The organism is Mycoplana sp. MJR14 (genome assembly GCF_029210525.1).
Taxonomy (GTDB): domain Bacteria; phylum Pseudomonadota; class Alphaproteobacteria; order Rhizobiales; family Rhizobiaceae; genus Mycoplana.
On record NZ_JARGEO010000006.1, the window covers coordinates 261,897 to 286,623 of the forward strand.

The window sequence follows — 24,727 nt, forward strand, 5'->3', positions numbered from 1 at the left end:
CACATCGAAGGCAGCGCTTTCGCACACGGGCCATCCGCCCTCACCCGGCGCCGTCCACCGCCCGCTCATAGGCCGACAGGACGGCATCGGCCGCGAGCTCGGCCTCCTCCTCGTCGGTCTGCCAGTTGCTGACCGACAGACGCATCACCTGCCGGCCGCGCCAGACCGCGCCGCCGGCAAAGATGCGGCCGTCCTTCTGCACGAGCGCGATCACCTCCTGCGTCAGCCGGTCGCCCGCATCCGGTGAAAGCCTGGCGCCGAACCGCAGCACCACCTGGTTCAGCTTCACCGCGTTCAGCACCGCAATGCCGCTGTTCCCGGCCAGGCGTTCGGCCAGGATCGTCGCAGCCCGACAGTTGCGCTCGATCATCGCCGCTATGCCGCTGCGGCCGAGATGGCGGATCATGGCCCAGGTGGCAAAGCCGCGCGCCCGCCGCGACAATTCCGGGACGTAGTGGCTCGGATCGCGCTCGCCTTCCCCTGCCAGCGGCAGGTAGCTGGCTGCGATCGTCATCGCCCGCCGGTGCGCCAGCTCGTCGCGCACGATCGCATAGCCGCTGTCATAGGGGGTCTGCAGCCACTTGTGGCCGTCGGTCGCCCAGCTGTCCGCAAGCTCGACGCCATCGGCCTGCGCCCGCCGCTCGGGACACGCCCGCGCCCAGAGCCCGAAGGCACCGTCGACATGTACCCAGGCACCTTTCGCCTTGGCGAGCGGAATGAGCGTCGAGAATTCGTCGAAGGCGCCGGTGTTGATCTGCCCCGCCTGCAGGATGGCGATCGCCGGGCCGTCGACTGCGGCCATCGCGCGCGCGAAAGCCTCCGGCCGGATCCGTCCTTCCCCGTCCGTCTCGACGCGCACCACCCGGTCGTGGCCGAGCCCGAGAAACTGCAGGGCGGAGAAGATGGTGGTATGCGCGTCGTCGCCGATCAGAACAGCAATGGGCGGCGCGCCGAAGAGCCCCTTGGTATCGGGATCCCAGCCGTGGGCGCGCAGGACCGCGCCGCGCGCGGCGGCAAGGCAGGTGAAATTGGCGACCGTGGCGCCGGTGACGAAGCCGATGGAGGACGTCCGCGGCAGGTCGAGCAGGTCGAGCAGCCACCGCCCGGCGACCACCTCGGCGGCGGCGGCAGCCGGGGCCGCCGTGTGGTTTCCGGCGTTCTGCCCCCAGGCCGAGGTCAGCATGTCGGCTGCGACGCCGGCCGGATGCGAGCCGCCGATCACCCAGCCGAAGAAGCGCGGGCCGGCCATGAGATGCAGGCCGGGCTCGGCCATCGCCACCAGTTGCAAGAGCACGCCCTCCGCATCGGCGCCCTGGTCCGGCAGGGGTTCGGAAAAGACCGAGACGCTGTCGGCATAGCCGCGCAGGGGCCGGTGCGGCCGCTCGGCCACGTCATTGCGAAAACGCGCGGCCTCGGCGGCCGCCAGGCGAAAAAGGCTGTCCACCTCCATCCGCAACCTCCCGCGTGATGTGTCGCAACCCGCCGCCGCGCCTCCCCGCATCGGCGGCCACGACAGCCTACGCCTGCAATGACCGGGCGACAAATCCTTTTGCGCGATTGCCGGGGCGGCGCCGAACCGCCGTGGCCGCCCCTTCTCGTTGCTCTGGTTAGCGGGTTGCCCGCGCCGGTACCCGCGCGGCAGCCGCCTCGATTGCAGCAGCGGCCAGCCGGTCGGCCTCGCGACGCGAGCGGAGCACGATCACCGGCACCGACGGATGTTCGGCAAGCCTCGCCTCGATCTCCGGGCTCTCCGTTCGCTCGAAGTTCCAGACGTAGCGCAGAAACTCCCGGGTGACGCGTTCCGGGCAACCGTTGGCCATCTCCGGCCGCGTCCGCCCGCGAAACTTCAGCCAGCGCGACAGCACGCCCTGCAGCGCCACGCGGCGTGGCGGCCGTGTCCAGACGACGAGGTCGGTGCGGGGCAGACGCAAGGGCAACGTGCCGGGGCTGGTGCCGTCCATGATCCACCGGTCCCTCGCCACCACCGCCTCCAGACGGGCGAGCGCCTCGCCCCGCGGTCGCCTCCGCCATCCCGGCATCCAGAACACCTCGCGGTCCAGCGAGACATACGGAAGACCCAGCATGTCTGAAAGACGCAGCGAAAGCGTGCTCTTGCCGCTGCCGGAGCAGCCGAGGATGAGTATGCGTTGCGCGGTCGCAAGCCGCACGGCGGCAGTCTCGATGGTCGTCGAAGCCGTCATGGCCTTCCCCTGAAACGAAAAATCCCGCCGTCCGGTGGGACGGCGGGACTTAAGGCAAGGTGGCGCGAATGTCTATTCGGCTGCAGCCAGAAGTTTCTTCTCGCGCGCCGCCCTCAGGCGGGCGAAATCGTCGCCGGCGTGATGCGACGAGCGCGTCAGCGGGCTGGAAGACACCATCAGGAAGCCCTTGGTGTAGGCGACCGTCTCGTAGGACTTGAATTCCTCCGGCGTGACGAAGCTCTCCACCTTGTGGTGCTTGCGGGTCGGCTGCAGGTACTGGCCGATCGTCAGGAAGTCGACGTCCGCCGTGCGCAGGTCGTCCATCAGCTGCAGCACCTCGTTGCGCTCCTCGCCGAGCCCCACCATGATCCCGGACTTGGTGAACATGGTCGGATCCAGCTCCTTCACCCGCTGCAGCAGCCGGACCGAGTGGAAATAGCGGGCGCCGGGGCGGACCGTCAGGTAGTTGCCGGCCACCGTTTCCAGGTTGTGGTTGAAGACGTCCGGCTTGGCGGCGACGACCCGCTCCAGCGCGCCGGGCTTCTTCAGGAAGTCCGGCGTAAGGATCTCGATCGTCGTCGACGGCGAAGCTGCGCGGATCGCCCAGATCACCTTCTCGAAATGCTCCGCGCCGCCGTCCTCCAGGTCGTCGCGGTCGACCGAGGTGATGACCACATGGCTGAGGCCCATCTCTCTGACGGCCTTCGCCACGTTCTCGGGCTCGGCCATGTCGAGCGCGTTCGGCTTGCCGGTGGCGACGTTGCAGAACGCGCAGGCGCGCGTACAGATCTCGCCCATGATCATGAAGGTGGCGTGCTTCTTGTCCCAGCACTCGCCGATATTGGGGCAGCCCGCTTCCTCGCAGACCGTCACCAGCTTGTTTTCCTTCACGATCGAGCGCGTCTCCTGGTAACCCTTGGAGACCGGCGCGCGCACGCGGATCCATTCCGGCTTGCGCATGACCTCGTTGTCGGGACGATGCGCCTTTTCCGGGTGCCGCAGGCGCTTTTCTTCGCCGGGGATCGTCCTGTCGAGAATGGTGACCATGTAAACCTGCCTTCAGCCGCTGCTCAAAACCGCGCGCGAATAACCCGTCAACGCCTGACGATTTTGGCGATGAATAACAAAATGCACGAGCCGACGAAACCCTGCACCAGGTAACCCAGCCACCCGCCTGCGACATGGATGCCGGCCCGGTCGAACACGGCATTCGCCACCAGCGCGCCGACCATGCCGATCACGATGTTCATGAAGATGCCGAACCGGATGTCCATCAGCTTGCCGGCGAGCCACCCCGCCAGACCGCCGATGATGATACCCGCCAACCAGCCCACTTCCATGCCGTCCGTCCTTCGCAACCGTTCCTCGTGAGGCGACCGACCCGCCTCCCGTCGTCATGTGGGCAGGCGTCTCGCCGCCCGCAATGAGGGCAGACGCCAGCGCCGCCCATCTTCGTCACGTGGCAGCCGTGCCGCCACCTCGCTTCCGTCATGCCGGACCTGATCCGGCATCCAGCTCGCGCAAGCCCTTGCGCGAAAAGAGTATTTCCGGCGCCGCAGACGCGGCGCCACCGGATCCCGGATCAAGCCCGGGTGACGGCCGAGGGTGGCCGACCGCACGCGCTACAAACCCGCCCCTCATCCGCCTGCCGGCACCTTCTCCCCGCAGGCGGGGCGAAGGACCATGCCGGCTCGCCGTCACTCTCGACACTGAGCGGGGCTCGTTCCCTCTCCCTGCTTGCGGGGAGAGGGTCAGGGTGAGGGGCAAACTCCGCGCGGGGCCGAGGCCTTGCCGCCGCCGTCGACTACGCGTTCAGCGCCCGCCCGTAGGCATCCAGCACGCTCTCCTTCAGCGTTTCCGAGATCGTCGGATGTGGGAAGATCGTGTGCATCAGCTCTTCTTCCGTCGTCTCCAGGTTCATCGCGACGACGAAACCCTGGATGAGTTCGGTCACTTCGGCGCCGACCAGATGCGCACCCAGAAGTTCGCCGGTCTTCTTGTCGAAGATCGTCTTGACCAGGCCCTGGTCCTCGCCGAGCGCGATCGCCTTGCCGTTGGCGACGAAGGGGAAACGGCCGACGCGGATGTCGCGCCCCAGTTCCTTCGCCTTCGCCTCCGTCAGGCCCACCGAGGCGACCTGCGGGTGGCAATAGGTGCAGCCCGGGATCTTCAGCTTGTCCATCGGATGGACGTTGGGCAGACCTGCGATCTTCTCCACGCAGATCACCGCCTCGTGCTCGGCCTTGTGCGCCAGCATCGGCGGACCGGCGACGTCGCCGATCGCATAGATGCCCGGCACGTTGGTCTTGCCGTAGCCGTCGATGGCGATGAAGCCGCGGTCGGTCTTCACGCCCAGCGCCTCGAGCCCGATGTTCTCGATATTGGCCTGGACGCCGACGGCCGAGATCATCCGGTCGGCGGTGATCGTCTCGACCTTGCCGTCCTTCATCTCGACATGGGCGGTGATGGAATTCGCGCCCTTCTCCACCTTGGTGACCTTGGCCTCCAGGTGGATCTTCATGCCCTGCTTTTCGAACTGCTTCTTGGCGAGTGCGGAGATCTCCGCATCCTCGACCGGCATCACCGTCTTCATCACCTCGACGACCGTGACGTCGACGCCGAGCGTGCGGTAGAACGAGGCGAACTCGATGCCGATCGCGCCGGAGCCCATCACCAGCAGCGACTTCGGCATTTCCGCGGGCTTCATCGCCTCGAAATAGGTCCAGATCAGCTTGCCGTCCGGCTCGATGCCCGGCAGTGCGCGCGGGCGCGCACCGGTCGCGATGATGATGTGCTTGGCGGTGTAGGTGCCTTCCGGCAGTACGTTCTTCGGCAGCGGCGCCTGCGGCTCCACCGGCTTCTTCGACGGCTTGGAGACGACGATCTCGCCGGGCTTGGAGAGCTTCGCCTCGCCCCAGATGATGTCGACCTTGTTCTTCTTCATCAAAAAGCCGACGCCGCCGTTCATGCGCTCGGCGATGCCGCGCGACCGGGCGACGATCGCCTTCAGGTCCGGCGTCACGCTACCCTCGATCTTGATGCCGTAGTTGCCCGGGTGCTTGGCATAGTGGAACACCTCCGCCGAGCGCAACAGCGCCTTGGTCGGGATGCAGCCCCAGTTCGAGCAGATGCCGGCCAGGTGCTCCCGCTCGACGATGGCGGTCTTCAGGCCGAGCTGGGCGGCGCGGATCGCGGCAATGTAGCCGCCGGGACCCGAACCGATAACGATGACGTCGTAAGCATTCGCCATGAGCGCTTCCACTCCTCTTTTCTCTTGCAGCGTTTCCCGTTTGCGGGAACCGCCTGTCGTCCTTGGAGGAGCGGAAGACGCCTTCCGTCCTCAGGGCTGCTCTTCGAAGGCCCCGAAGCGCCCGAGCAACCCGTAGATCTCATCCTTCAGCCGCATCCGCTCCTTGCGCATTTCCGTCATGCGAAAGTCGTCCACCGGCTCGATATCCGTCTCGGCCCGATGGATCGCCCGGTTCACCGCGTCATACGCGTCGGCAAGGCGGTTGAAGTGTCCATCGACCTCCCGCAGATGCCGGATTGCGCCGGCATATTCGGGGAACTCCTCTGCCAGCTTGTGCGGGGTGTTCGACATGTCGCATCTCCTTTTTGGCGTCGATGCGACAAGCCTAGTCCCCAGGGACCTGCACTCCTTGATCCCCGTCAACCGGCCTCTAGAGCCCGAGCATCATGCGCACGACCGGCTCCAGCCCGCGGCCGATCGCGCGCGTGTTCTCGGCATTGAGATGCACGCCGTCGAGGGGCGACGTCTCCGCCACCGAGCCCGCATCGAAGAAGCCGCAGCCCTTCTCGTCGGCCAGGTCGGCATAGAGCGTCGCCAGCATCGCCGACTGCTCGACGCCGCCGGCAAACATGGCCGCAAACGCCGTGTTCGCCGTCTCGCAGATCGGCGGCGGCGCAACGATCAGGATCTCCGGCTGCTCGGTGTCGTCGAAGGACCAGGCGTGATGCCGCACGAGCGCCACCAGCCGCTCCATGCCCCGCATCGCGCCGAAGGCCGTGCCGCAGATCGCCGGCTTCATGTCGTTGACGCCGAGCATGATGATGACGAGGTCGATCGGGTCGTGGCTGTGCAGGATGGTCGGCAGGATGCGCGCGCCGTTGCGGTCGCAATCGGCGAGGTTGTCGTCATAGGCGGTCGTGCGGCCGTTCAGCCCCTCGGCGATCACCTGCACGCCGGGACCGAGCGCCTTGGCAAGCACGCTCGGCCAACGGTCCTCCAGCGCATGGCGCCCGAGCGTCTCCGCATCATAGCCCCAGGTGAGGCTGTCGCCGTAGCAGAGGACCGTCTTCATGGCCGAACCACTCCGTTAGACGAGCATCCCGATCGGGTTCTCGATGTAGCGCTTGAAGGCCTGCAGCAGTTCGGCCCCGAGCGCGCCGTCGACGCAGCGATGGTCGGTCGACAGCGTGACCGTCATCGCCTGGACGATGACCATCTCGTTGTTCTTGACCACGACGCGCTGCTCGCCCGCGCCGACCGCGAGGATCGTCGCATGCGGCGGGTTGATGACGGCGGCGAAGTTCTTCACGCCCATCATGCCCATATTGGAGACCGAGGTCGTGCCGCCCTGGTATTCCTCCGGCTTCAGCTTGCGTTCCTTGGCGCGCTTGCCGAGGTCCTTCATCTCGTTGGAGATGGCCGACAGGCTCTTGGTTTCCGCGTGGCGGATGATCGGGGTGATCAGGCCCCCGGGGATCGAGACGGCGACGCCGACGTCGGAATGCTTGTGCTTGACCATCGCCTGTTCCGTCCAGGAGACGTTGGCGTCCGGCACATCCCTCAGCGCCAGCGCCATGGCCTTGATGACCATGTCGTTGACCGAGAGCTTGTAGGCCGGCTTGCCGTCCTTCTCGTGGGCGGCCGAATTCAGCTGCGCCCGCAGCGCCATCAGCGCATCGAGCTCGCAATCGACCGAAACGTAGAAATGCGGCACGGTCTGCTTGGATTCCACCAGTCGGCGGGCGATCGTCTTGCGCATGCCGTCATGCGGCACGAGTTCGTAGGAGCCTTCCTCGAACAGCTTCAGGACCGCATCGTCGGAGACACCCTTCGCCAGCGGTGCGGCAGGCGCAGCAGCGGCGGCAGCAGGCGTTGCCGCCTTCTTCGCGCCACCGCCGGAAACGGCAGCCTCGACGTCGGCCTTGACCACGCGGCCGTGCGGGCCGGAGCCGGCAACGGCCGAAATGTCGATCCCGGCTTCCTTCGCGAGTCGGCGGGCCAGCGGCGAGGAGAAGGTGCGGTTGCCGTCAGCCTTGGCTGCCGGAGCAGCCGCGGCCGCCGCCGACGGTGCCGGAGCCGGGGCCGATGCAGCCTCGGTCTTTGCGGCGGGCGCGGGGGCTGCGGCCGGAGCCGCCTCCGCCTTCGGCGCCGGGGCAGCGCCGCCAGCACCGCTCGCAGCCGCCTTCACGTCCTCGCCATCGGCGGCCAGAACCGCGATCAGCGAGTTGACCTTCACGCCCTCGGTGCCGGCCGGAACGACGATCTTGGCGACGACGCCCTCGTCAACGGCCTCGACTTCCATCGTCGCCTTGTCGGTCTCGATCTCGGCGATCACGTCGCCGGACTTGACGGTGTCACCTTCCTTCACGAGCCACTTGGAGAGATTGCCCTCCTCCATGGTCGGCGAAAGGGCAGGCATGGTGATGTTGATCGGCATGTCTGCGCCCTCCCGTTACTTGTAGCAGACGGTCTTGACCGCCTGGACGACCTCGCCGACGTTCGGAAGCGCGAGCTTCTCGAGGTTGGCAGCGTAGGGCATCGGCACATCCTTGCCGGCGATCGTCAGGATCGGCGCGTCGAGATAGTCGAACGCCTGCTGCATGACGCGGGTGGCGATTTCGGTACCGACGGAGTTCTGCGGATAGCCTTCCTCGACGGTGACGAGGCGCCCGGTCTTCTTCACCGATTCGATGATCGTCGGCAGGTCCATCGGGCGGATGGTGCGCAGGTCGATCAGTTCGACGTCGATGCCGTCCTTCTCGAGTTCGGCCACCGCCTTCGTCGCATAGGTCATGCCGATGCCGAAGGAGACGACGGTCGCGTCCTTGCCGGCCTTGTGGATGCGCGCCTTGCCGATCGGCAGCACGAAATCGTCGAGCTTCGGCACGTCGAAGTGCTGGCCGTAGAGGATCTCGTTTTCCAGGAAGATCACCGGGTTCGGGTCGCGGATGGCAGCCTTCAGCAGACCCTTGGCGTCGGCGGCCGTATACGGCATCACGACCTTGAGGCCGGGGATGTGGCTGTACCAGGCGGCGTAGCACTGCGAGTGCTGGGCGGCGACTCGGGCCGCAGCGCCGTTCGGGCCGCGGAAGACGATCGGCGCGCCCATCTGGCCGCCAGACATGTAGAGCGTCTTGGCGGCGGAGTTGATGATCTGGTCGATCGCCTGCATGGCGAAGTTGAAAGTCATGAACTCGACGATCGGCTTCAGGCCGGTCATCGCCGCACCGACTCCGACGCCGGCAAAGCCGTGCTCGGTGATCGGCGTATCGATGACGCGGTTGGCGCCGAATTCCTGCAGCAGCCCCTGCGTGATCTTGTAGGCGCCCTGGTACTCGGCCACTTCCTCGCCCATGACGAAGACGTCGCCGTCGCGGCGCATCTCCTCGGCCATGGCGTCGCGCAGCGCTTCGCGAACGGTGGTCGAGACCATCTCGGTGCCGGCCGGAATGTCCGGATCGGCGGCGACTTCGACCTTCGGTGCAGCCGGAACGGGGGCAGCAGCCGCGGCGGCCGGCGCCGGCTTCGGCGCCTCGACCTCGGCACCCTTCGGGCCGGCATCGACCTCGTCCTCGCCGACGCCCTTGCCGAGCTGGTCCACGTCCTCGCCTTCCTCGGCGAGCAGCGCGATCAGCGTGTTGACCTTCACGTTCTCCGTACCGGCCGGCACGACGATCTTGGCGATCGTGCCCTCGTCGACGGCTTCCACTTCCATCGTCGCCTTGTCGGTTTCGATCTCGGCGATCACGTCGCCGGCCTTGACGCTGTCGCCCTCGTTCTTGAGCCACTTGGACAGCGTGCCCTCTTCCATCGTCGGCGACAGGGCGGGCATGAGAATATCGATTGGCATGGTGTTTCCTCCGCCCGGATCAGATCAGAATGTCGGTGTAGAGCTCGGATACGTCCGGCTCCGGATCGGACTGGGCAAAATCGGCGGAATCGGCGACGACGTCGCGGACGTCCTTGTCGATCTGCTTCAACTCGTCCTCGGAGGCCCACTTCTTCTCCAGAAGGCGGGCGCGGACCTGCTCGATCGGATCGTGCTCGGAGCGCATCTTCTGCACTTCGTCCTTGGAGCGGTACTTCGCCGGGTCCGACATGGAGTGACCGCGGTAGCGATAGGTGAGCATCTCGAGGATGATCGGCCCCTTGCCCGAACGGCAATGCGCGACAGCCTCGTCGGCTGCAGCCTTGACGGCGCGCACGTCCATGCCGTCGACCTGGTAGCCGGGGATGTTGAAGGAGGCGCCGCGCTGGGAGAAGTCGGTCTGCGCCGAGGCGCGCGAGACGGCGGTGCCCATGGCGTAGCGGTTGTTCTCGATGATGTAGATGACCGGCAGCTTCCACAGCGCCGCCATGTTGAAGCTCTCGTAGACCTGCCCCTGGTTGGCCGCGCCGTCGCCGAAATAGGCGAGCGAGACGTTGTCGTTGCCACGGTAGCGGTTGGCGAAGGCGAGCCCGGTGCCGAGCGAGACCTGCGCGCCGACGATGCCGTGGCCGCCGTAGAAGTGCTTCTCCTTGGAGAACATGTGCATGGAGCCGCCCTTGCCCTTGGAAAGGCCGCCGCGGCGTCCGGTCAGTTCCGCCATCACGCCGCGCGCACTCATGCCGCAGGCCAGCATGTGGCCGTGGTCACGATAGCCGGTGATGACCTGGTCGCCTTCCTTCAGCGCCATCTGCATGCCGACGACGACCGCCTCCTGGCCGATGTAGAGGTGACAGAAGCCGCCGATGAAGCCCATGCCGTAGAGCTGGCCGGCCTTCTCCTCGAAACGCCGGATCAGCAGCATTTCGCGGTAGGCATTCAGATCCTGGTCCTTGGAAAATTCGACGATGGTGCCGCCGTTGAAGTCTTTCTTGACAGGCTTTGCCGCTGATTTGCGGCTCGATACGGTCGCGGTCTTGCGCGGAGCCATACAATCCTCCCCGAGTTTCTGCCTTTGGCGGCAACATAGGGGAAGAAAGCGACCTCAGCAATGCCATAAATGCATGGCTCGCATTCGTGCTAAATAATTGAAATTATTCAATTATTTAAAATTAACCCATTTTCGGTTAATCGCCTCGATCAGTGAAAAATCACGATCTCGTCGGCTCTCGACATGTTCAGCGCGAAGCGCGCCTTCTCGTCCAGCATGTCCCGTTCCAGCGACCCGTCGCTCATCAGCGACACCTCGCGCTCCAGCCGCTTCCGCTCCTCGATGAGCACGTCGAGCTTCGCCTGCCGGGTCACGCGCGTGCGCTCGAACTTCTCCATCGCCCGCAGGCCGAAGTCGCCGTGGACGGAATGATAGCTGAAATAGGACAGAAAGGCGATGGTGATCGCCGGAACGATGAAACGGCCGAGCCGGCGCTTCTTGTGATGCTTGGTCCACATGGAAAGGTCCCGATACGCAGTACGGGACCACTCTAGCCGCGATCGGTTAACCGAGCGTTGACCATGTGGGAATTGGGAGACGGCCTGCCTGCCGGAGCATTCGCCCCTCATCCGCCCTGCCGGGCACCTTCTCCCCGCAAGCGGGCCGAGGGGACAATGTGGCAATGTGGCAATGCGGCGCCCGCTCCGTTGCCTGCTCAAGGCGCGAGATGGCGGACAGAGGCATGACCCGAACGATGGAGAAGAGGGAAGGTCGCGGCTCGGGCCGCATCCCCTCTCCCCGCCTGCGGGGAGAGGGCCAGGGTGAAGGCAAGCGCCTCACCCGCAAGGGTCGGCGTCTCAGCCGCGCAGGATCGACCGGCCGGCGTATCGCGCCTGCAGGCCGAGCTGCTCCTCGATGCGGATCAGCTGGTTGTACTTCGCGGTACGGTCCGAGCGCGCCAGCGAGCCGGTCTTGATCTGGCCGCAGTTGGTGGCGACCGCGAGATCGGAGATCGTGGAATCCTCGGTCTCGCCCGAGCGGTGCGACATCACCGCGCTGTAGCTCGCCTTGTGCGCGGTCTCGACGGCGTCGAGCGTCTCCGACAGCGAACCGATCTGGTTGACCTTGACGAGGATCGAGTTGGCGACGCCCATCTTGATGCCGTCGCGCAGGCGGGCGGAATTGGTGACGAACAGGTCGTCGCCGACGAGCTGCACCTTGGAGCCGATCTTGTCGGTCAGGAGCTTCCAGCCGTCCCAGTCGTCCTCGGCCATGCCGTCCTCGATCGAGAAGATCGGGTACTTGGCGGTCAGTTCGGCGAGATATTCGGCCATGGCGCCCGGCTCCAGCGTGCGGCCCTCGCCTTCCAGCACGTACTTGCCGTCCTTGAAGAACTCGGTCGAGGCGCAATCGAGCGCGATGAACATGTCGTCGCCCGGCTTGTAGCCGGCCTTCTCGATCGACTTCATGATGAAGTCGAGCGCGGCCGGCGCGGATGCGAGGCCGGGCGCGAAGCCGCCCTCGTCGCCGACATTGGTGTTGTGGCCGTCGGCGGCGAGCTGCTTCTTCAGCGTGTGGAAGACTTCCGAACCCATGCGCACGGCGTCACGAATGGTGTCGGCGCCGACCGGCACGATCATGAACTCCTGGAAGTCGATCGGATTGTCGGCATGCGCGCCGCCGTTGATGATATTCATCATCGGCACCGGCAGGACGCGGGCGTTCGGGCCGCCGACATAGCGGTAGAGCGGCAGGCCGGCGGCAGCCGCAGCCGCCTTGGCGACGGCGAGCGAGACGCCGAGGATGGCGTTGGCGCCGAGGCGGGCCTTGTTCGGCGCGCCGTCGAGCTCGATCATCGTCTGGTCGATCTCGATCTGGTTTTCGGCCTCCATTCCGCCGATCGCCTCGAAGATCTCGCCGTTCACCGCCTCGACGGCGCGCTCGACGCCCTTGCCGAGATAGCGGGTACCGCCGTCGCGCAGTTCGACCGCTTCATGCGCACCGGTCGAGGCGCCCGAGGGAACCGCGGCGCGGCCGAAGCTGCCGTCCTCGAGATGGACGTCCACCTCGACGGTGGGATTGCCGCGGCTGTCGAGGATCTCGCGGCCGGTGATGTCGATGATAGCGGTCATGGTACTCTTCCCTGTCTTAAGCGGGTCAGCGATGATCTAATCGATTAAAAGCTCTTAATCGAAGCGGACGGAATTGCAAGCGCGCCGTCTCCGGCTAGCCGAGCCTTGTGACACCATCGTGATGGCAATGCCACGGCGCCGCTCAACCCTTGGCGACGGCGTCGAAGGCGAGCAGCTTTTCCAGAAGCCGGGGCATGTCCTTCAGCGGCACCATGTTCGGCCCGTCGGAAGGCGCATTGTCCGGATCCTCGTGCGTCTCGATGAAGACGCCGGCGACGCCGACGGCGACCGCCGCCCGCGCCAGCGTCTCGACGAACTCGCGCTGGCCGCCGGAGGAGCCGCCCTGCCCGCCCGGCTGCTGCACGGAGTGGGTGGCGTCAAAGACGACCGGCGCGCCGAGCGAGGCCATGATCGGCAGCGAGCGCATGTCGGAGACGAGCGTGTTGTAGCCGAACGAGGCGCCGCGCTCGCACAGAAGTACGTTCGGGTTGCCGCTGGCGGTGAACTTCGCCAGCACGTTCTTCATGTCCCAGGGCGCCAGGAACTGTCCCTTCTTGACGTTGATGACGCGCCCGGTCTTGGCGGCGGCGACGAGCAGGTCCGTCTGGCGTGACAGGAAGGCCGGGATCTGCAGGACGTCCACGGTCGGTGCCACCAGCGCGCACTGTTCCTCGGTGTGGATGTCGGTCAGGACCGGAAAGCCGAACTCCTTCTTCAGGTCGGCAAAGACCTCCATCGACTTCTCCAGGCCGATGCCGCGCTTGCCCGACAGCGAAGTGCGGTTGGCCTTGTCGTAGGACGACTTGTAGACCAGCCCGATGCCGAGCTTGTCGCACAGTTCCTTCAGCGTGCCGGCGATCATGAAGGCATGGTCGCGCGTCTCCATCTGGCAGGGGCCGGCGATCAGCGTCAGCCGCTCCTTCTGCGAGAACGTGACCTTGCCCTTGCCTTCCCCGGCGGTGACGACTGCATTGGTTTCCATGTCATTCTCCAAAGACGAAAAGGGCACCCTGCCCCGGTGCGGCCGGGACGATCAGGCGCCCGCCGCGTTCCACGAATTCGATGCCGTTGCCCTCCAGGTGGCGGCGGCAATGGCCGAGGTCCTTCACCCGGAACACGACGGCCTCTCCCTTCAGGCCGCGATCGGCCGACGCAGGCTCGACGCCATAGAAGCCCCGCATCCCGGCGAAATTGAGCACGCTGATGCGACCGCGCGGCGTATCCACGCTCATGCCGAATGAATGCGCCTCGACCGCGCGTTCATCGGCCGCAGCCTGCAGGAGATACTGGAAATCGGTCGGGTTCTGCTCCGACAGCACGACCTCCGAAAGCGCCACGGCGCCATTGGCATGCGCCTCGAGCGTCGCGCGATCCGACGGAAGGGCCACGACCCGCTGCGAGGAGAAGAAGAAGAAATCGGGCGAGCGCAGGTCGGCTGCGAAGGCGAGCCGGAAGCTGCCGGTGGCGCTGCTGCCGTCCGGCAGAAGCATGTCTCTTGAAAACGCCAGCATCTCCCCGCCCGAAAGGCCCTCTGCCCGATAGCGGGCGTCGTCCTCGTGCGCATCGCCGGTCGCCATGGCGATGGCCGAAAAGCCGTCGTCGCCGCGGCGGAAGCGGAAGGCCTGGTCGCGGGAAACGAAGACGTTGCCGGCCCTAGTTGCCGCCTCGCATTCTTCCCGGTTGGCTATCCCGAGCGGTTCCAGGTAGCTGCCGTCGCCGAGGAACACGCAGCAGTTCTCGGTCCCGAAGGGATGGCGCGCATCGGGGGCGACGGTGAACCCCAGCAGGGTCAGCCGCGCCCGCGCCGTTGCGATCTCGCAGACCGGCAGGACCAGGTGATCGATCGGACGCGCTGTCCTGGGCTTCGCACTCATGAAGGTGATCCGGGCTCATCCATGGGCCGTGCTTTGCCCTTTTTGGGACCGTATTGCAAGGGCGGCGCGCACAGGCGTACCCCGGCGCGAAAAAGCAACCGCTAAACTACCCTAACGGCAGGTTCCAGAACGGCTTCAACGGCCGAAAAAAGCTGTTGATTACGCGCAGTTGCCCTGATCGGCACGCTGTCCCGTTTTGACAATTTTACCGCGAGCGTCTTTTCTGCTCGCCAACGGACAGGCAGTGGGCTGACTGTGCGAACAGGCTGGAATACGGAAGCAAATGCGCAATGCGTGACCCTTGGGGCGGGTGGCGGATTGCCGGATATTTTGACGTCGCCCGGGGGCTGAGGGATGGTCATGAACCTTTTTCGTCGCAGTGAGGACAATCGCATCCATGCGAACCGTCCGGGATCCGGCTACGTCCCGGACGGGCTTGCGACAAGCGGTCCCGCAACGCCGTCCGCCGATCCGTCCGTGCCCGCAGTGTCGGCCGATCCGCTCGACTTCGAGGCGTTCGGCCTGGCGCTCGAGGAAAGCAAGCAGTCCTCCGAAGAACTCGTCTCCACCCTCGCCCTGGTGCAGGACCGCGTATCGACGCTGGTCACCGGCCATGCGCGCCTGTTGTCGGAAGTCGGCGGGCTGCGGTCGGAATGCAACCGCCTCGGCTCGCTCCTGGAACACGAGACCGGTGCGCGCAAGCGGTTCGAGCAGGACAACAGCCGGCTCACGTCCGACAACAAGGAAGTGCGCGCGAACAACGCCCAGTTGCGTGTCGAGATCGACGCGATAAGGCAGGAGTTCGTCAAGCTCCAGGCGCTGCACGGGGTGACCTGCGAGGAGCTCTCGATCGTGGAAATGCGTCTGGCCGACGCCGAACGCGAGATGTCCGACAGGAGCAGCCAGTTCGACGAGGCGAACGCGCTGATGAAGCGCACGCAGAAGGAGCTCGAGGTTCGCAGCCGCGAACTCGCCGCGCTGCGGGAGAAGTTCGACGTCGAATCGACGGCCCATCAGTTGCTGATCGAGACCTCGCGCCGGGAGACCGCCGCCCAGGCGCGCGAGATGACCCGCCTCAACGAGGAAAAGAGCCAGCTGAAGAACACGCTGACCCAGCAGGAGACCCTCGTCCGCAGCCTGCAGGCGAGCGTTGCCGGCCTGCGCCAGGAGATCACCGTCCTGGAGGAGAAGAACCGCAACCTCGAGGAGGAACTGGAGGGCGTCCAGAACGCGACCGCGCTGCAGATCGCCCATATGAACACGCGCCAGGAGGCGATCGGCTCCAAGGCCGAGCTGGCGGAGAAGCTGCTGGCGACGGCCAATGGCCGCAACCGCATGACCGACGAGGAACTGCGCACGACCCGCGCGGAACTGAAGCGCCTGAAGAGCGAGATGCAGTCAACGACCGCGCGCGCCGAACGGCTCGCCGACGAGCTTGCCCGCGCCCGTGCAGCCGGCGGCGAGAGCGAGAATGCGCGCCGCGAACTGGCCATGCAGCACAGCGAACTCGTGCTGAAGCTGCGCGAATACGAAGGCGTGCGCAACCAGCGCGATCGCGACTGGGAGGAAGCGCGCCGGGACATGGAGACGCGCGCGGAATCCGATCGCCACGAGATCAGCCAGCTGCGGACGAGCCTGGAGATCGCCAAGTCGGAGATCCGGCAGCTTCGCACCGACCGGGCGATCCTGACGGGGCAGCTGGAGGCCGCCCGCGGCGACCGGGCTGGCGCCGTCCCCGCGCCTCGCCACCAGGACGGCGATCTCGAATCCGTGCTGTCGGTGTCCCGGACCGGGGCATCGCAGCCGATCATCGATATCTCGGAGAATTCCCTGCGCGGCCGGGCCGCGCCGGGTGACACATCCCCAATCGGCGACAGGCTGCAGACGATGGATGTCAGCGAGTTGCCGCCGGCTGAGTGAAGCCAGCCGGATTGCCGGTGGGGGACATGACGTCCTCCGCCGGCAAGGCCGTTTCCACGTCGCCCGCCGGCCGTGATCGACCGGCGGGCGATTTCGCCGGAATAATCCGGCCGCTTCAAACGTGAGAGCGACAGGCCTTGGCCCGATCCCGGGTCTCGAGGCCCTGACACAATGAAGAACGGCGACGGGCACGGACGTGGCTTCCCCTGACGAGATATCCGCCGACGCGCGCAGTCGCAGCCGACGCTGGGCCGCAGGCCCGGTCGCCACGCTGATCGTCCTGTTCGCCCGCGCCGTCACGGCGGTCCGCGCCCACTGGTCGCCCGACGGCCCGCCACGGCGCCAGCACGTCTACTACGCCAACCACAGCAGCCATGGCGATTTCATCCTGATCTGGACCGTCCTGCCGCCGCGCGCGCGCAGCAGAACGCGGCCGGTGGCCGGTGCGGAATACTGGCTGAAGTCACCGCTCACCCGCTTCATCGGCAGCCACGTCTTCAACGCGGTGCTGATCGAACGCCAGCAGGAGACCCGCAGCGAGGATCCGGTCGCCCGCATGGCCGGCACGCTCGACGAGGGCGCCTCGCTGATCCTCTTTCCCGAGGGCACCCGCAACCAGACCGACGACCCGCTACTGCCGTTCAAGAGCGGGCTCTACCACCTGGCGAAGCTGCGCCCGGATGTCGAGCTCGTTCCGGTCTGGATCAGCAACCTCAACCGCGTTATGCCCAAGGGCGAGTTCGTGCCGATCCCGCTGATCTGCACCGTGACCTTCGGCGAACCCCTGCGCCTGCGGGAGGACGAGCAGAAGCAGGCTTTCCTCGACCGCGCCCGCCTGGCCCTCCTCTCGCTATCGCCGCACACGGACACCGCCGCATGACCGAGGCCCGCTCCGATCTCCTCACCCTGGTGCTCGCCATCGGCGCCTTCCTGGTCGTCGCGACCGCCATCGGCCAGATCCTGCAACGACGCCTGTCGCCCGATCGCAGCAACGCGGCGATCGAGAACCTGAACGCCCGCATCAACGCCTGGTGGGTGATGGTGGCGCTGATCGGGATCGCCTTTCTCGCCGGCCGCGCCGGCGTGATCGTGCTCTTCGCCTTCTGCTCGTTCGCAGCGCTCCGTGAATTCGTCACCCTGACGCACACCCGCCGCGCCGACCACTGGGCGCTCGCAGCCGCGTTCTTCGTCGTGCTCCCCGTCCAGTACTATCTCGTCGCCACGGACTGGTATGGCCTCTATGCGATCTTCATCCCCGTCTATGCCTTCCTGCTGATGCCGATCGCGTCGGTGCTGCGCGGCGACACGGAACGCTTCCTCGACCGCGTCGCCGAAGTGCAGTGGGCGCTGATGATCTGCGTCTTCTGCATCTCGCACGTGCCGGCGCTGCTGACGCTGCAGATCCCCGGCTACGAGGGACGCAATGTGCTGCTGATCGCCTTCCTCGTTATCGTCGTGCAGATGAGCGACGTGCTGCAATATGTCTGGGGCAAGCTGTTCGGCCGGACCAGGATCGCCCCGCGCCTGTCCCCCTCCAAGACAGTGGAGGGCTTCGTCGGCGGCGTCGCCAGCGCCACGCTGATCGGCGCCGCGCTCTGGTGGATCACCCCGTTCACGCCGCTACAGGCCGGGCTTCTCGCGCTCGTCATCACGCTGATGGGCTTCTTCGGCGGCCTCGTCATGTCGGCGATCAAGCGCGACCGTGGCGTCAAGGACTGGGGCCACATCGTCGAGGGCCATGGCGGCCTGCTCGACCGGCTCGATTCGGTGATCTTCTCGGCGCCGATCTTCTTCCACATCGTCCGCTACGGCTGGTCGCTGACATGAGCCTCGGCGCGCACGCCGCAATCCGCCGGATGGCGGGCAGGACGAGCTTCCACATGGCGGTGGCGTTCCTCGCCATGGGCGGATGGGCGCTTCTTGCCAATCGCGGCCACAGCCCTGCCCGCATGCTGGCCGCCGCCGCCGTCCAGGGCACGCTTTCGGCGCTGCTCACGCTTTTCCTCAAGTCGGCGGTCGAACGGCTGGCCCGAAGGTTCCGGGGTGCCTCGGCCCTGTGGGCCCCGCCCGCGATCGCCATCGCCTGCTCGGCGATGTTGCTGGTGGCGATCCACGCGCTCGCCGGCACGCCGGAAATCGCGGGAACGGTCGCCCTGCCGCTGCTCGTCTCGTCGAGCTATGCCGCCCTCTACAACCTCGCGCTCTACCGGAAGGAGCAGCACGCCCCATGACCGCCAGCGGAGACCCCAGCAGCGGAGGCGCCGGAACCGGCGACCGCAGGCCTTTGTCCAGCCGCGACACCCGCTGGGCACGATCGATCGCCCGCTGGCTCGCCGCCCGCGCGATCACCCCGAACCGCATCTCGCAGGCGAGCATGGTCGCCGCTGCCGCCGCCAGCGCCTGCTTCTGGCTCGCCGGCAGCCGGGCGGGCCTGCCCGCCGCCCTGCTGTTCCTCGCCGCGGCCCTCTTCTGCCAGTTGCGCCTGCTCTGCAACCTCTTCGACGGCATGGTCGCCGTCGAGGGCGGCAAGGCGGAAGCAGACGGCCCCTTCTGGAACGAGTTTCCCGACCGCATCGCCGACATCCTGATCCTCGCCGGCGCCGGATACGGCATCGACAGCCCGGCGCTCGGCTGGTCTGCCGCCGCCTTCGCGGTGCTCACCGCCTATGTCCGTGAGCTCGGACGTGCCAACGGCGCCCCCGCCGACTTCTCCGGCCCGATGGCGAAGCAGCACCGCATGGCGGTGATGACGGCAGCAGCGGTCCTGGCGGCGATCGCCGTGGCGTGGCAGTGGCAGCTGGCGATCGTCGAAGCCGCGCTCTGGGTCGTCGCGGCAGGTACCGCCCTCACCGCCCTGCGGCGTGGGCGAAACCTCGTGCGCGGCCTCAGGGCTCCGGTAGAGGCAGCCGTGTCCAGCAGGCCACAATGATGTAACTTATGCGCGTAGGCGGTGGCTCGCCCGACCCTTCGCATTGACAGCGTCGAGCGACCATCCGCATATCCCGCTCACATGCTTGGATATCGCGGGGACATGAAGAACAGGTTTCGAACGGGTGCCGCCGCACTTGCGATGGCGCTCGCCGCCACGCCCGTCCTGGCCGAGCCCTATCCTCGCGTCTCGACAGCGGTCGGCTCCGTCATCGCGCGAAAGGCCGGCGAGGAGGTGCGCTTCGTCGACCTGCCGCCATGGCGCCCGGTCGAGGTCAGCCAGGACCTGCTTCCCGGCGACACCTTACGCACCAATGCCAGCGGCACGCTGGCCATCCTGTTTTCCGACAGCACCCAGATGCGCATGGGGCGCAACACCACGCTGGTGGTCCGCCGCATCGAGACCGATGCCGACAGCGAAGTGGAGCTGCAGGGCGGCTCCATCTGGGCTCGCGCCCGCCGCGGTGGCAACGGGCTCATCGTGAACACGGCCGCCGCCGCGGCGGCCATCCGCGGTACCGACTGGACCCTGCGCGTCGACGGAGACCGAACGACGCTTTCAGTGCTGGAGGGCAGCGTCACGCTTTCCAACCCGCAAGGGTCGGTGGTCGTCAATCCCGGCGAAGGCGCCGTCGCTGCGATCGGGCAGGCACCGAACAAATACACCCTCGTCGACCTGCAGGAGCGCGAGCAGATCCTGCTCTATGGCGAACTGCGCGACGTCTTCTCCAGCCTGCCCGCAAGCACGCTGGGCGGGCCGGCGATGCGCGGCGAGCACGCCCGCGTTCTCGCGCTCTCGGAGGCCGTGAGATCCGACGCGGACTGGCTCTCGCTGGCCGAAACGGCGCTGACCATCGATGGCCGCCAAAAAGCCCGTGAAGCCCTGTCCCGTTTGCGCCGGCCGCTGGCTCCGCCGCTGGAGGCGCGGGCATGGCTGGTCGAGGCCATGATCGCCGGCCAGGAGACGCGCTATCGCGAGGCGGAACGGCTGTTCGCGCAGGCGATCCCAACGCTGCCCGCCGACCGTCGGGCAACGGCGGCCTACGGCCGCTGGTTCGCGGCGGCCCTCGCCGATCCCGCGGCGAATGTTGCTCCTCCCGCAGACCCCGTCTCCGACCCGACGGCGGCTCTTGCCCACGCAACGCTCGTCGCCCATGCCTACGGGGCTGCCGCTGCCATCGACGTCCTGCGACAGGCGGAACAGCGGTTTCCCGACGACGCCCGCCTTCCCGCCATGCGTGCGTCCTTCGCCTTCGAGCTGGATCGTCGCGACGAGGTGCGCGAAACGCTCGAGCGAGCCCGCCTGCTCGATCCCGATGATCCGACCTATCTGCTGATGAGCGCCCGCTTCCGCGCCGCCGTCTCCAGCGATCTCGACGGCGCCCTTGCCGACCTGCGGCAGGCGGTGCGCGTTGCCCCCGGCGACGATGTGGCCTGGAACGAGCTGGGCATCGTCTATCACGACCGCAATGCGCCGATCGAGGCGAACGACGCCTATGCCACGGCAATTGCCCTCAATCCGGAAAATGCCGCGCTGCACGCCAATTATGCCCGTTTCCTCATGGACAACGACCAACTGGCGGCGGCGAAGCGGCAGATCGACATGGCCGAAAAACTGGATGCAACCTCCTACGCCGTACTGGCCGCGAAGGGCCGGTACCTGCTGCGGATGGGGAGGACCGAGGAGGGCGAGCAGGTCCTGCTGCAGGCCTCGGCCGTCAATCCGACCTACGGCGATGCGCTGATCGGCGAGGCGATCGCCTCCTATCAGTTGGGTTCGGAGACAGGCGCCGCCCAGGCGCTCGACAATGCCGATCGCTTCGACCCCGACAACCCCTCCATTCCGCTGATCCGCTCCGGGATCGCGCTCGACCAGTATCGCGCAGACGAGGCGATCGTCGAGGCCCGCGAGGCCCTGCGTCGGCGGATGGACCGCGGCGGCTTCTACACCGGCTACGACGCCAATCGCCAGGCATCCTCCTTCCTGGGCGTCACCCTGGAGAATCTGGGTCTCGACGACTGGGGCCGATACTATGCCGATCGTGGCGCCGATCCGTTCATGGCGACCACCTATCTCGACGAGGCGAGCAACGGTCGGCTGAGCCCCTTCGTGGGCGAGCCGCTAAACGGCGTGCAGCATATCCAGGGCGGCAGCAGCGACCGGTCGGCGGAGTTGCAGGGCCTGCTGCTCGATCCATTGGCCATCGCATCCGAGCAGAAGCGCAACTCCATCGAGCGGCGCAGCTTCTTCGAGGCGGCGATCGGAGGAGGCCTGGGCTGGGAGACGGGCAGCCCGGGCTGGAACGGCAATGTTCTTGTCCAGGGCACAAGCTATGCCGGCCTGCCGGTCAGCTACTATCTGCAGGGCGAAATATCCCGCCCGAACAGCGAACGCGACAACGACACCCTTGATCTGGAGGGGGCCACCTTTCAGATCGGCATGCGCCCCGCGCTTGCCGACAGCATCGTTCTGTTCGGTGACACGATCGGCGTCGATCGCGGTTATCCCGGTCAGGTCTGGCTGCCGACGCTTCTGGATGAAAACGACAATCGCCGCCAGACGATCGGTGCGGCCTGGAGCCATACACTGGGTGACCGGAGTGTCCTCCAGGCGTTTGCCGCCCATACGGCGTTCCGTGGCAACACGAAGCAGGAACTGGATTTCGGGCCGTTCCTTTTCAATCTGGACGATGACAGCCAGGATACGGCATTCGGGATCAGCCATCTGCTCGGCTTTGACGCCCTGACGCTTCGCTATGGTGTGGAAGCCGTCACCTCGCGCTACGACCAGCACGTACAGTATGTCGAGATCGACACCGGCGCTGTCGTCGATCAATTCGGCCTGACGGGAAACAGTGCCTCGGGGCGCACCTACATCGACGCGACCTACGACTTTTCGAAGAACCTCCAGACGCAGGCAGGCCTCTACCTCAACTGGTTCGACGAAGACCCCGACAGCGAATGGGGACGCGCCGATCCGCGGTTCGGCGTTGCCTGGGCGCCCGTTCAAGATCACTGGCTTCGCGCCTACTTCCGGCAGGACACCCAGCTCGGCAGCAGCTACACGCTTTCCCCCATCTCGATGGTCGGCCTCACGCCGCTCGAACTGCCGCTATTTCTGGGTGGCCAAATGCAAACGGCGGCCGTGCGCTGGGATGCGGAATGGAACGAGCGCTTCTTCACTGCTGTCGAATACCAGCACCAGCGCTTCGCCGGTCTCACCCTCGACGTGCCTGATTTTCAGGGCAGCTACGACACCTGGTCCGGCAACCTCGATCGCCTCCACCTGAGCACCAACTACTGGGTCGGCGGCGGGCTCGGGCTCTTTGGCGCGTTCACATGGAACCAGAGCCGAGATACCACATCGTTTCTGGGGTTCGACGAGGATATCCCGCTCGTCCCGGACTATGTCGGCCGCATCGGTCTGACCTACGTCCACCCCTCGCGCATCCAGACCACGGTCGCGCAAACCTTCGTCGGTTCGCGGGTCGGCGCACAAAGCTTCTCCGACTCCGGCGATCGGCTCGTCCTCGATCTCGAACCCTATTCCACGACTGACGCCGCCGTGACCTGGAAATCGCCCAGCGGCGAACTGGAACTCGGTCTTCTCGCACAGAACATCTTCAATGCCGATATTGAGATGGCCTACGGCATTCCCGCCCCGGGCCGCACGCTCCTGGCAACCGTCAAGGCCCGGTTCTGAACGATCGCTTCCCGTGAGTCTGGAAGACACGGGATCCCGTAACCGCACATGACAAAAGGCCCGGCGCTTGCGACCGGGCCTTTCGAATCGTCTGCGATACGCCGCCTCACACCAGCCGCGACTGCTCCAGCGCCGCCTCGATGAAGCTGGCGAACAGCGGGTGCGGGTCGAGCGGGCGGCTCTTCAGTTCGGGGTGATACTGCACGCCGATGAACCAGGGGTGGTCGGGATATTCGACCGTCTCCGGCAGCACGCCGTCCGGCGACATGCCGGAGAAGACGAGGCCGCAGCTCTCGAGCCGGTCCTTGTAATCGACGTTCACCTCGTAGCGGTGGCGGTGGCGCTCCGAAATGTCGTTGGCCCCGTAGATGTCGGCGATCTTGGTGCCCGACTTCAACGCCGCGCGATAGGCGCCGAGCCGCATCGTGCCGCCGAGGTCGCCGGACGCGGTGCGCTTCTGCAACTCGTTGCCCTTGACCCATTCGGTCATCAGGCCGACCACCGGCTCCCCGGTCTTGCCGAATTCGGTCGACGAGGCGTGTTCGATGCCGGCGAGATTGCGGGCGGCTTCCACGACCGCCATCTGCATGCCGAAGCAGATGCCGAAATAGGGCACCTTGCGCTCGCGCGCGAACTTCGCCGCGCGGATCTTGCCCTCAGAGCCGCGCTCGCCGAAGCCGCCGGGCACGAGGATGCCGTGCACCTTTTCCAGGTAGGGTGCGGGGTCTTCCTTCTCGAAGACTTCCGATTCGATCCAGTCGAGCTTGACCTTGACGTGGTTGGCGATGCCGCCGTGATGCAGCGCCTCGATCAGCGACTTGTAGGCGTCCTTCAGGCCGGTGTACTTGCCGACGATCGCGATCGTCACCTCGCCTTCCGGCGTCTTGATCCGGTCGGAAACGGTCTGCCAGGCCTCCAGGCGCGGCTTCGGCGCCGGCTCGATGCCGAAGGCGGCCAGCACCTCGTCGTCGAGGCCTTCCTTATGGTAGGCGAGCGGCACGTCGTAGATCGAGGCGACGTCGAGCGCCTGGATGACGGCCGAAGGGCGCACGTTGCAGAACAGCGACAGCTTCTTGCGCTCGGCTTCCGGGATCTCGCGATCGGCGCGCACCAGCAGGATGTCCGGATGGATGCCGAGCGCCTGCAGTTCCTTCACCGAATGCTGCGTCGGCTTGGTCTTCAGCTCGCCCGCTGCCGGGATATAGGGCATCAGCGTCAGGTGGACGTAGACGGCGGTGCCGCGCGGCAGGTCGTTTCCGAGCTGGCGGATCGCCTCCATGAACGGCATCGCCTCGATGTCGCCGACCGTGCCGCCGATCTCGCAGATGACGAAATCGTAGTCGTCGTTGCCTTCAATGACGAAATTCTTGATCTCGTTGGTGACGTGCGGGATCACCTGGACGGTGGCGCCGAGATAGTCGCCGCGCCGTTCCTTGTCGATGATGTTCTTGTAGATCCGGCCGGTGGTGATGTTGTCGGTCTTGGTCGCCGAGCGCCCGGTGAAGCGCTCGTAGTGGCCGAGGTCGAGGTCCGTTTCCGCGCCGTCGTCGGTGACGAACACCTCGCCGTGCTGCGTCGGGCTCATCGTGCCCGGATCGACGTTGAGGTAGGGGTCCAGCTTGCGCAGCCTGACCCGGTAGCCACGGGCCTGCAGCAACGCTCCGAGAGCAGCAGCCGCAATTCCTTTTCCGAGGGAAGAAACCACGCCGCCAGTGATGAATACATATCGCGCCATGGGAGTCACCGGATACCTTTTCAAAAACGATTCCGCCACCGAAAAATTGCCCGCGCGGCCAACTTTCCGTGGAGGATGTCACTGGTTCACACAAGAAGAAGGCCGGCGGGCTTGTCGCCTGCCGGCCG

The 24,727-nt window shown here is 66.3% G+C and carries 21 protein-coding genes; 6 read left to right on the top strand and 15 right to left on the bottom strand.

All coding sequences use genetic code 11. The annotated features are described in order from the left end of the window. Nucleotides 1–40 precede the first annotated feature (40 nt). From P0086_RS16475 to P0086_RS16540, 14 genes are all read right to left on the bottom strand, one after another. Nucleotides 41–1,450, bottom strand: a complete 1,410-nt coding sequence (locus P0086_RS16475) for a pyridoxal-dependent decarboxylase (protein ID WP_275787427.1) — start codon at nucleotides 1,448–1,450, stop codon at nucleotides 41–43. Between the two features lie 157 nt (nucleotides 1,451–1,607). Continuing rightward, nucleotides 1,608–2,201: an AAA family ATPase gene (locus P0086_RS16480; RefSeq protein ID WP_275787429.1), complete on the bottom strand. Its 594-nt coding sequence runs from the start codon at nucleotides 2,199–2,201 to the stop codon at nucleotides 1,608–1,610. A 72-nt stretch (nucleotides 2,202–2,273) separates the two neighbouring features. Continuing rightward, the gene (gene lipA / locus P0086_RS16485) at nucleotides 2,274–3,248 is read right to left on the bottom strand and encodes a lipoyl synthase (RefSeq protein WP_112594036.1); all 975 of its coding nucleotides are present in this window, start codon (nucleotides 3,246–3,248) and stop codon (nucleotides 2,274–2,276) included. A gap of 47 nt (nucleotides 3,249–3,295) precedes the next feature. Then, entirely contained in the window at nucleotides 3,296–3,541 is a 246-nt protein-coding gene (locus P0086_RS16490) for a GlsB/YeaQ/YmgE family stress response membrane protein (protein ID WP_148149041.1), read from the bottom strand. A gap of 464 nt (nucleotides 3,542–4,005) precedes the next feature. Continuing rightward, nucleotides 4,006–5,451 (bottom strand): dihydrolipoyl dehydrogenase, encoded by a 1,446-nt coding sequence (gene lpdA, locus P0086_RS16495; protein WP_148192303.1) that lies wholly within the window; start codon nucleotides 5,449–5,451, stop codon nucleotides 4,006–4,008. 90 nt (nucleotides 5,452–5,541) lie between these two features. Continuing rightward, on the bottom strand, nucleotides 5,542–5,802 hold the full coding sequence (locus P0086_RS16500) for a YdcH family protein (RefSeq protein WP_112610903.1): 261 nt from the start codon (nucleotides 5,800–5,802) through the stop codon (nucleotides 5,542–5,544). Between the two features lie 79 nt (nucleotides 5,803–5,881). Beyond that, nucleotides 5,882–6,523 carry an SGNH/GDSL hydrolase family protein gene (locus P0086_RS16505; RefSeq protein WP_112594032.1) on the bottom strand — a complete coding sequence of 214 codons (642 nt, stop codon included), beginning with the start codon at nucleotides 6,521–6,523 and terminating at the stop codon, nucleotides 5,882–5,884. Nucleotides 6,524–6,538: 15 nt separating this feature from the next. Then, nucleotides 6,539–7,888, bottom strand: a complete 1,350-nt coding sequence (locus tag P0086_RS16510; protein ID WP_275787434.1) for a pyruvate dehydrogenase complex dihydrolipoamide acetyltransferase — start codon at nucleotides 7,886–7,888, stop codon at nucleotides 6,539–6,541. Between the two features lie 15 nt (nucleotides 7,889–7,903). Then, nucleotides 7,904–9,301, bottom strand: coding sequence for a pyruvate dehydrogenase complex E1 component subunit beta (locus tag P0086_RS16515; RefSeq protein WP_275787437.1), 1,398 nt, complete (start codon nucleotides 9,299–9,301; stop codon nucleotides 7,904–7,906). A gap of 19 nt (nucleotides 9,302–9,320) precedes the next feature. Continuing rightward, on the bottom strand, nucleotides 9,321–10,367 hold the full coding sequence (gene pdhA / locus P0086_RS16520) for a pyruvate dehydrogenase (acetyl-transferring) E1 component subunit alpha (protein WP_275787440.1): 1,047 nt from the start codon (nucleotides 10,365–10,367) through the stop codon (nucleotides 9,321–9,323). Nucleotides 10,368–10,516: 149 nt separating this feature from the next. Next, nucleotides 10,517–10,825, bottom strand: coding sequence for a septum formation initiator family protein (locus P0086_RS16525; protein WP_112610897.1), 309 nt, complete (start codon nucleotides 10,823–10,825; stop codon nucleotides 10,517–10,519). 339 nt (nucleotides 10,826–11,164) lie between these two features. Continuing rightward, nucleotides 11,165–12,439, bottom strand: a complete 1,275-nt coding sequence (gene eno / locus P0086_RS16530) for a phosphopyruvate hydratase (RefSeq protein WP_275787445.1) — start codon at nucleotides 12,437–12,439, stop codon at nucleotides 11,165–11,167. A gap of 142 nt (nucleotides 12,440–12,581) precedes the next feature. Then, nucleotides 12,582–13,421, bottom strand: a complete 840-nt coding sequence (kdsA, locus tag P0086_RS16535; protein ID WP_112610895.1) for a 3-deoxy-8-phosphooctulonate synthase — start codon at nucleotides 13,419–13,421, stop codon at nucleotides 12,582–12,584. A gap of 1 nt (nucleotide 13,422) precedes the next feature. Then, complete coding sequence (locus P0086_RS16540; protein ID WP_275787449.1) at nucleotides 13,423–14,313, bottom strand: VOC family protein; 891 nt, start codon at nucleotides 14,311–14,313, stop codon at nucleotides 13,423–13,425. Between the two features lie 360 nt (nucleotides 14,314–14,673). On the opposite strand from P0086_RS16540, the gene P0086_RS16545 reads away from it, so the two are divergent. The 6 genes from P0086_RS16545 (at nucleotide 14,674) to P0086_RS16570 (ending at nucleotide 22,864) form a co-directional block, all read left to right on the top strand. Continuing rightward, the gene (locus tag P0086_RS16545; protein WP_275787452.1) at nucleotides 14,674–16,233 is read left to right on the top strand and encodes a hypothetical protein; all 1,560 of its coding nucleotides are present in this window, start codon (nucleotides 14,674–14,676) and stop codon (nucleotides 16,231–16,233) included. Nucleotides 16,234–16,447: 214 nt separating this feature from the next. Further along, nucleotides 16,448–17,113 (top strand): lysophospholipid acyltransferase family protein, encoded by a 666-nt coding sequence (locus tag P0086_RS16550; protein WP_275787545.1) that lies wholly within the window; start codon nucleotides 16,448–16,450, stop codon nucleotides 17,111–17,113. Then, nucleotides 17,110–18,060 (top strand): phosphatidate cytidylyltransferase, encoded by a 951-nt coding sequence (locus tag P0086_RS16555; RefSeq protein WP_112612455.1) that lies wholly within the window; start codon nucleotides 17,110–17,112, stop codon nucleotides 18,058–18,060. The genes P0086_RS16550 and P0086_RS16555 overlap by 4 nt, the downstream gene beginning before the upstream one ends. Beyond that, on the top strand, nucleotides 18,057–18,464 hold the full coding sequence (locus P0086_RS16560) for a hypothetical protein (protein ID WP_275787455.1): 408 nt from the start codon (nucleotides 18,057–18,059) through the stop codon (nucleotides 18,462–18,464). The genes P0086_RS16555 and P0086_RS16560 overlap by 4 nt, the downstream gene beginning before the upstream one ends. Further along, nucleotides 18,461–19,162 carry a CDP-alcohol phosphatidyltransferase family protein gene (locus P0086_RS16565; protein ID WP_275787458.1) on the top strand — a complete coding sequence of 234 codons (702 nt, stop codon included), beginning with the start codon at nucleotides 18,461–18,463 and terminating at the stop codon, nucleotides 19,160–19,162. Before P0086_RS16560 ends, P0086_RS16565 begins: the two co-directional genes overlap by 4 nt. 234 nt (nucleotides 19,163–19,396) lie before the next feature. Beyond that, nucleotides 19,397–22,864 (top strand): tetratricopeptide repeat protein, encoded by a 3,468-nt coding sequence (locus P0086_RS16570; protein WP_275787461.1) that lies wholly within the window; start codon nucleotides 19,397–19,399, stop codon nucleotides 22,862–22,864. Between the two features lie 106 nt (nucleotides 22,865–22,970). Here P0086_RS16570 and P0086_RS16575 read toward each other — a convergent pair whose 3' ends face one another. Then, entirely contained in the window at nucleotides 22,971–24,599 is a 1,629-nt protein-coding gene (locus P0086_RS16575) for a CTP synthase (protein ID WP_162702419.1), read from the bottom strand. Nucleotides 24,600–24,727 lie beyond the last annotated feature (128 nt).

Excerpts from the sequence above, each read along its gene's own strand:
- P0086_RS16475 (WP_275787427.1), bottom strand. The coding sequence starts at position 1,450 with ATGGAGGTGGACAGCCTTTTTCGCCTGGCGGCCGCCGAGGCCGCGCGT.
- P0086_RS16480 (WP_275787429.1), bottom strand. The coding sequence starts at position 2,201 with ATGACGGCTTCGACGACCATCGAGACTGCCGCCGTGCGGCTTGCGACC.
- lipA (WP_112594036.1), bottom strand. The coding sequence starts at position 3,248 with ATGGTCACCATTCTCGACAGGACGATCCCCGGCGAAGAAAAGCGCCTG.
- P0086_RS16490 (WP_148149041.1), bottom strand. The coding sequence starts at position 3,541 with ATGGAAGTGGGCTGGTTGGCGGGTATCATCATCGGCGGTCTGGCGGGG.
- lpdA (WP_148192303.1), bottom strand. The coding sequence starts at position 5,451 with ATGGCGAATGCTTACGACGTCATCGTTATCGGTTCGGGTCCCGGCGGC.
- P0086_RS16500 (WP_112610903.1), bottom strand. The coding sequence starts at position 5,802 with ATGTCGAACACCCCGCACAAGCTGGCAGAGGAGTTCCCCGAATATGCC.
- P0086_RS16505 (WP_112594032.1), bottom strand. The coding sequence starts at position 6,523 with ATGAAGACGGTCCTCTGCTACGGCGACAGCCTCACCTGGGGCTATGAT.
- P0086_RS16510 (WP_275787434.1), bottom strand. The coding sequence starts at position 7,888 with ATGCCGATCAACATCACCATGCCTGCCCTTTCGCCGACCATGGAGGAG.
- P0086_RS16515 (WP_275787437.1), bottom strand. The coding sequence starts at position 9,301 with ATGCCAATCGATATTCTCATGCCCGCCCTGTCGCCGACGATGGAAGAG.
- pdhA (WP_275787440.1), bottom strand. The coding sequence starts at position 10,367 with ATGGCTCCGCGCAAGACCGCGACCGTATCGAGCCGCAAATCAGCGGCA.
- P0086_RS16525 (WP_112610897.1), bottom strand. The coding sequence starts at position 10,825 with ATGTGGACCAAGCATCACAAGAAGCGCCGGCTCGGCCGTTTCATCGTT.
- eno (WP_275787445.1), bottom strand. The coding sequence starts at position 12,439 with ATGACCGCTATCATCGACATCACCGGCCGCGAGATCCTCGACAGCCGC.
- kdsA (WP_112610895.1), bottom strand. The coding sequence starts at position 13,421 with ATGGAAACCAATGCAGTCGTCACCGCCGGGGAAGGCAAGGGCAAGGTC.
- P0086_RS16540 (WP_275787449.1), bottom strand. The coding sequence starts at position 14,313 with ATGAGTGCGAAGCCCAGGACAGCGCGTCCGATCGATCACCTGGTCCTG.
- P0086_RS16545 (WP_275787452.1), top strand. The coding sequence starts at position 14,674 with ATGAACCTTTTTCGTCGCAGTGAGGACAATCGCATCCATGCGAACCGT.
- P0086_RS16555 (WP_112612455.1), top strand. The coding sequence starts at position 17,110 with ATGACCGAGGCCCGCTCCGATCTCCTCACCCTGGTGCTCGCCATCGGC.
- P0086_RS16560 (WP_275787455.1), top strand. The coding sequence starts at position 18,057 with ATGAGCCTCGGCGCGCACGCCGCAATCCGCCGGATGGCGGGCAGGACG.
- P0086_RS16565 (WP_275787458.1), top strand. The coding sequence starts at position 18,461 with ATGACCGCCAGCGGAGACCCCAGCAGCGGAGGCGCCGGAACCGGCGAC.
- P0086_RS16575 (WP_162702419.1), bottom strand. The coding sequence starts at position 24,599 with ATGGCGCGATATGTATTCATCACTGGCGGCGTGGTTTCTTCCCTCGGA.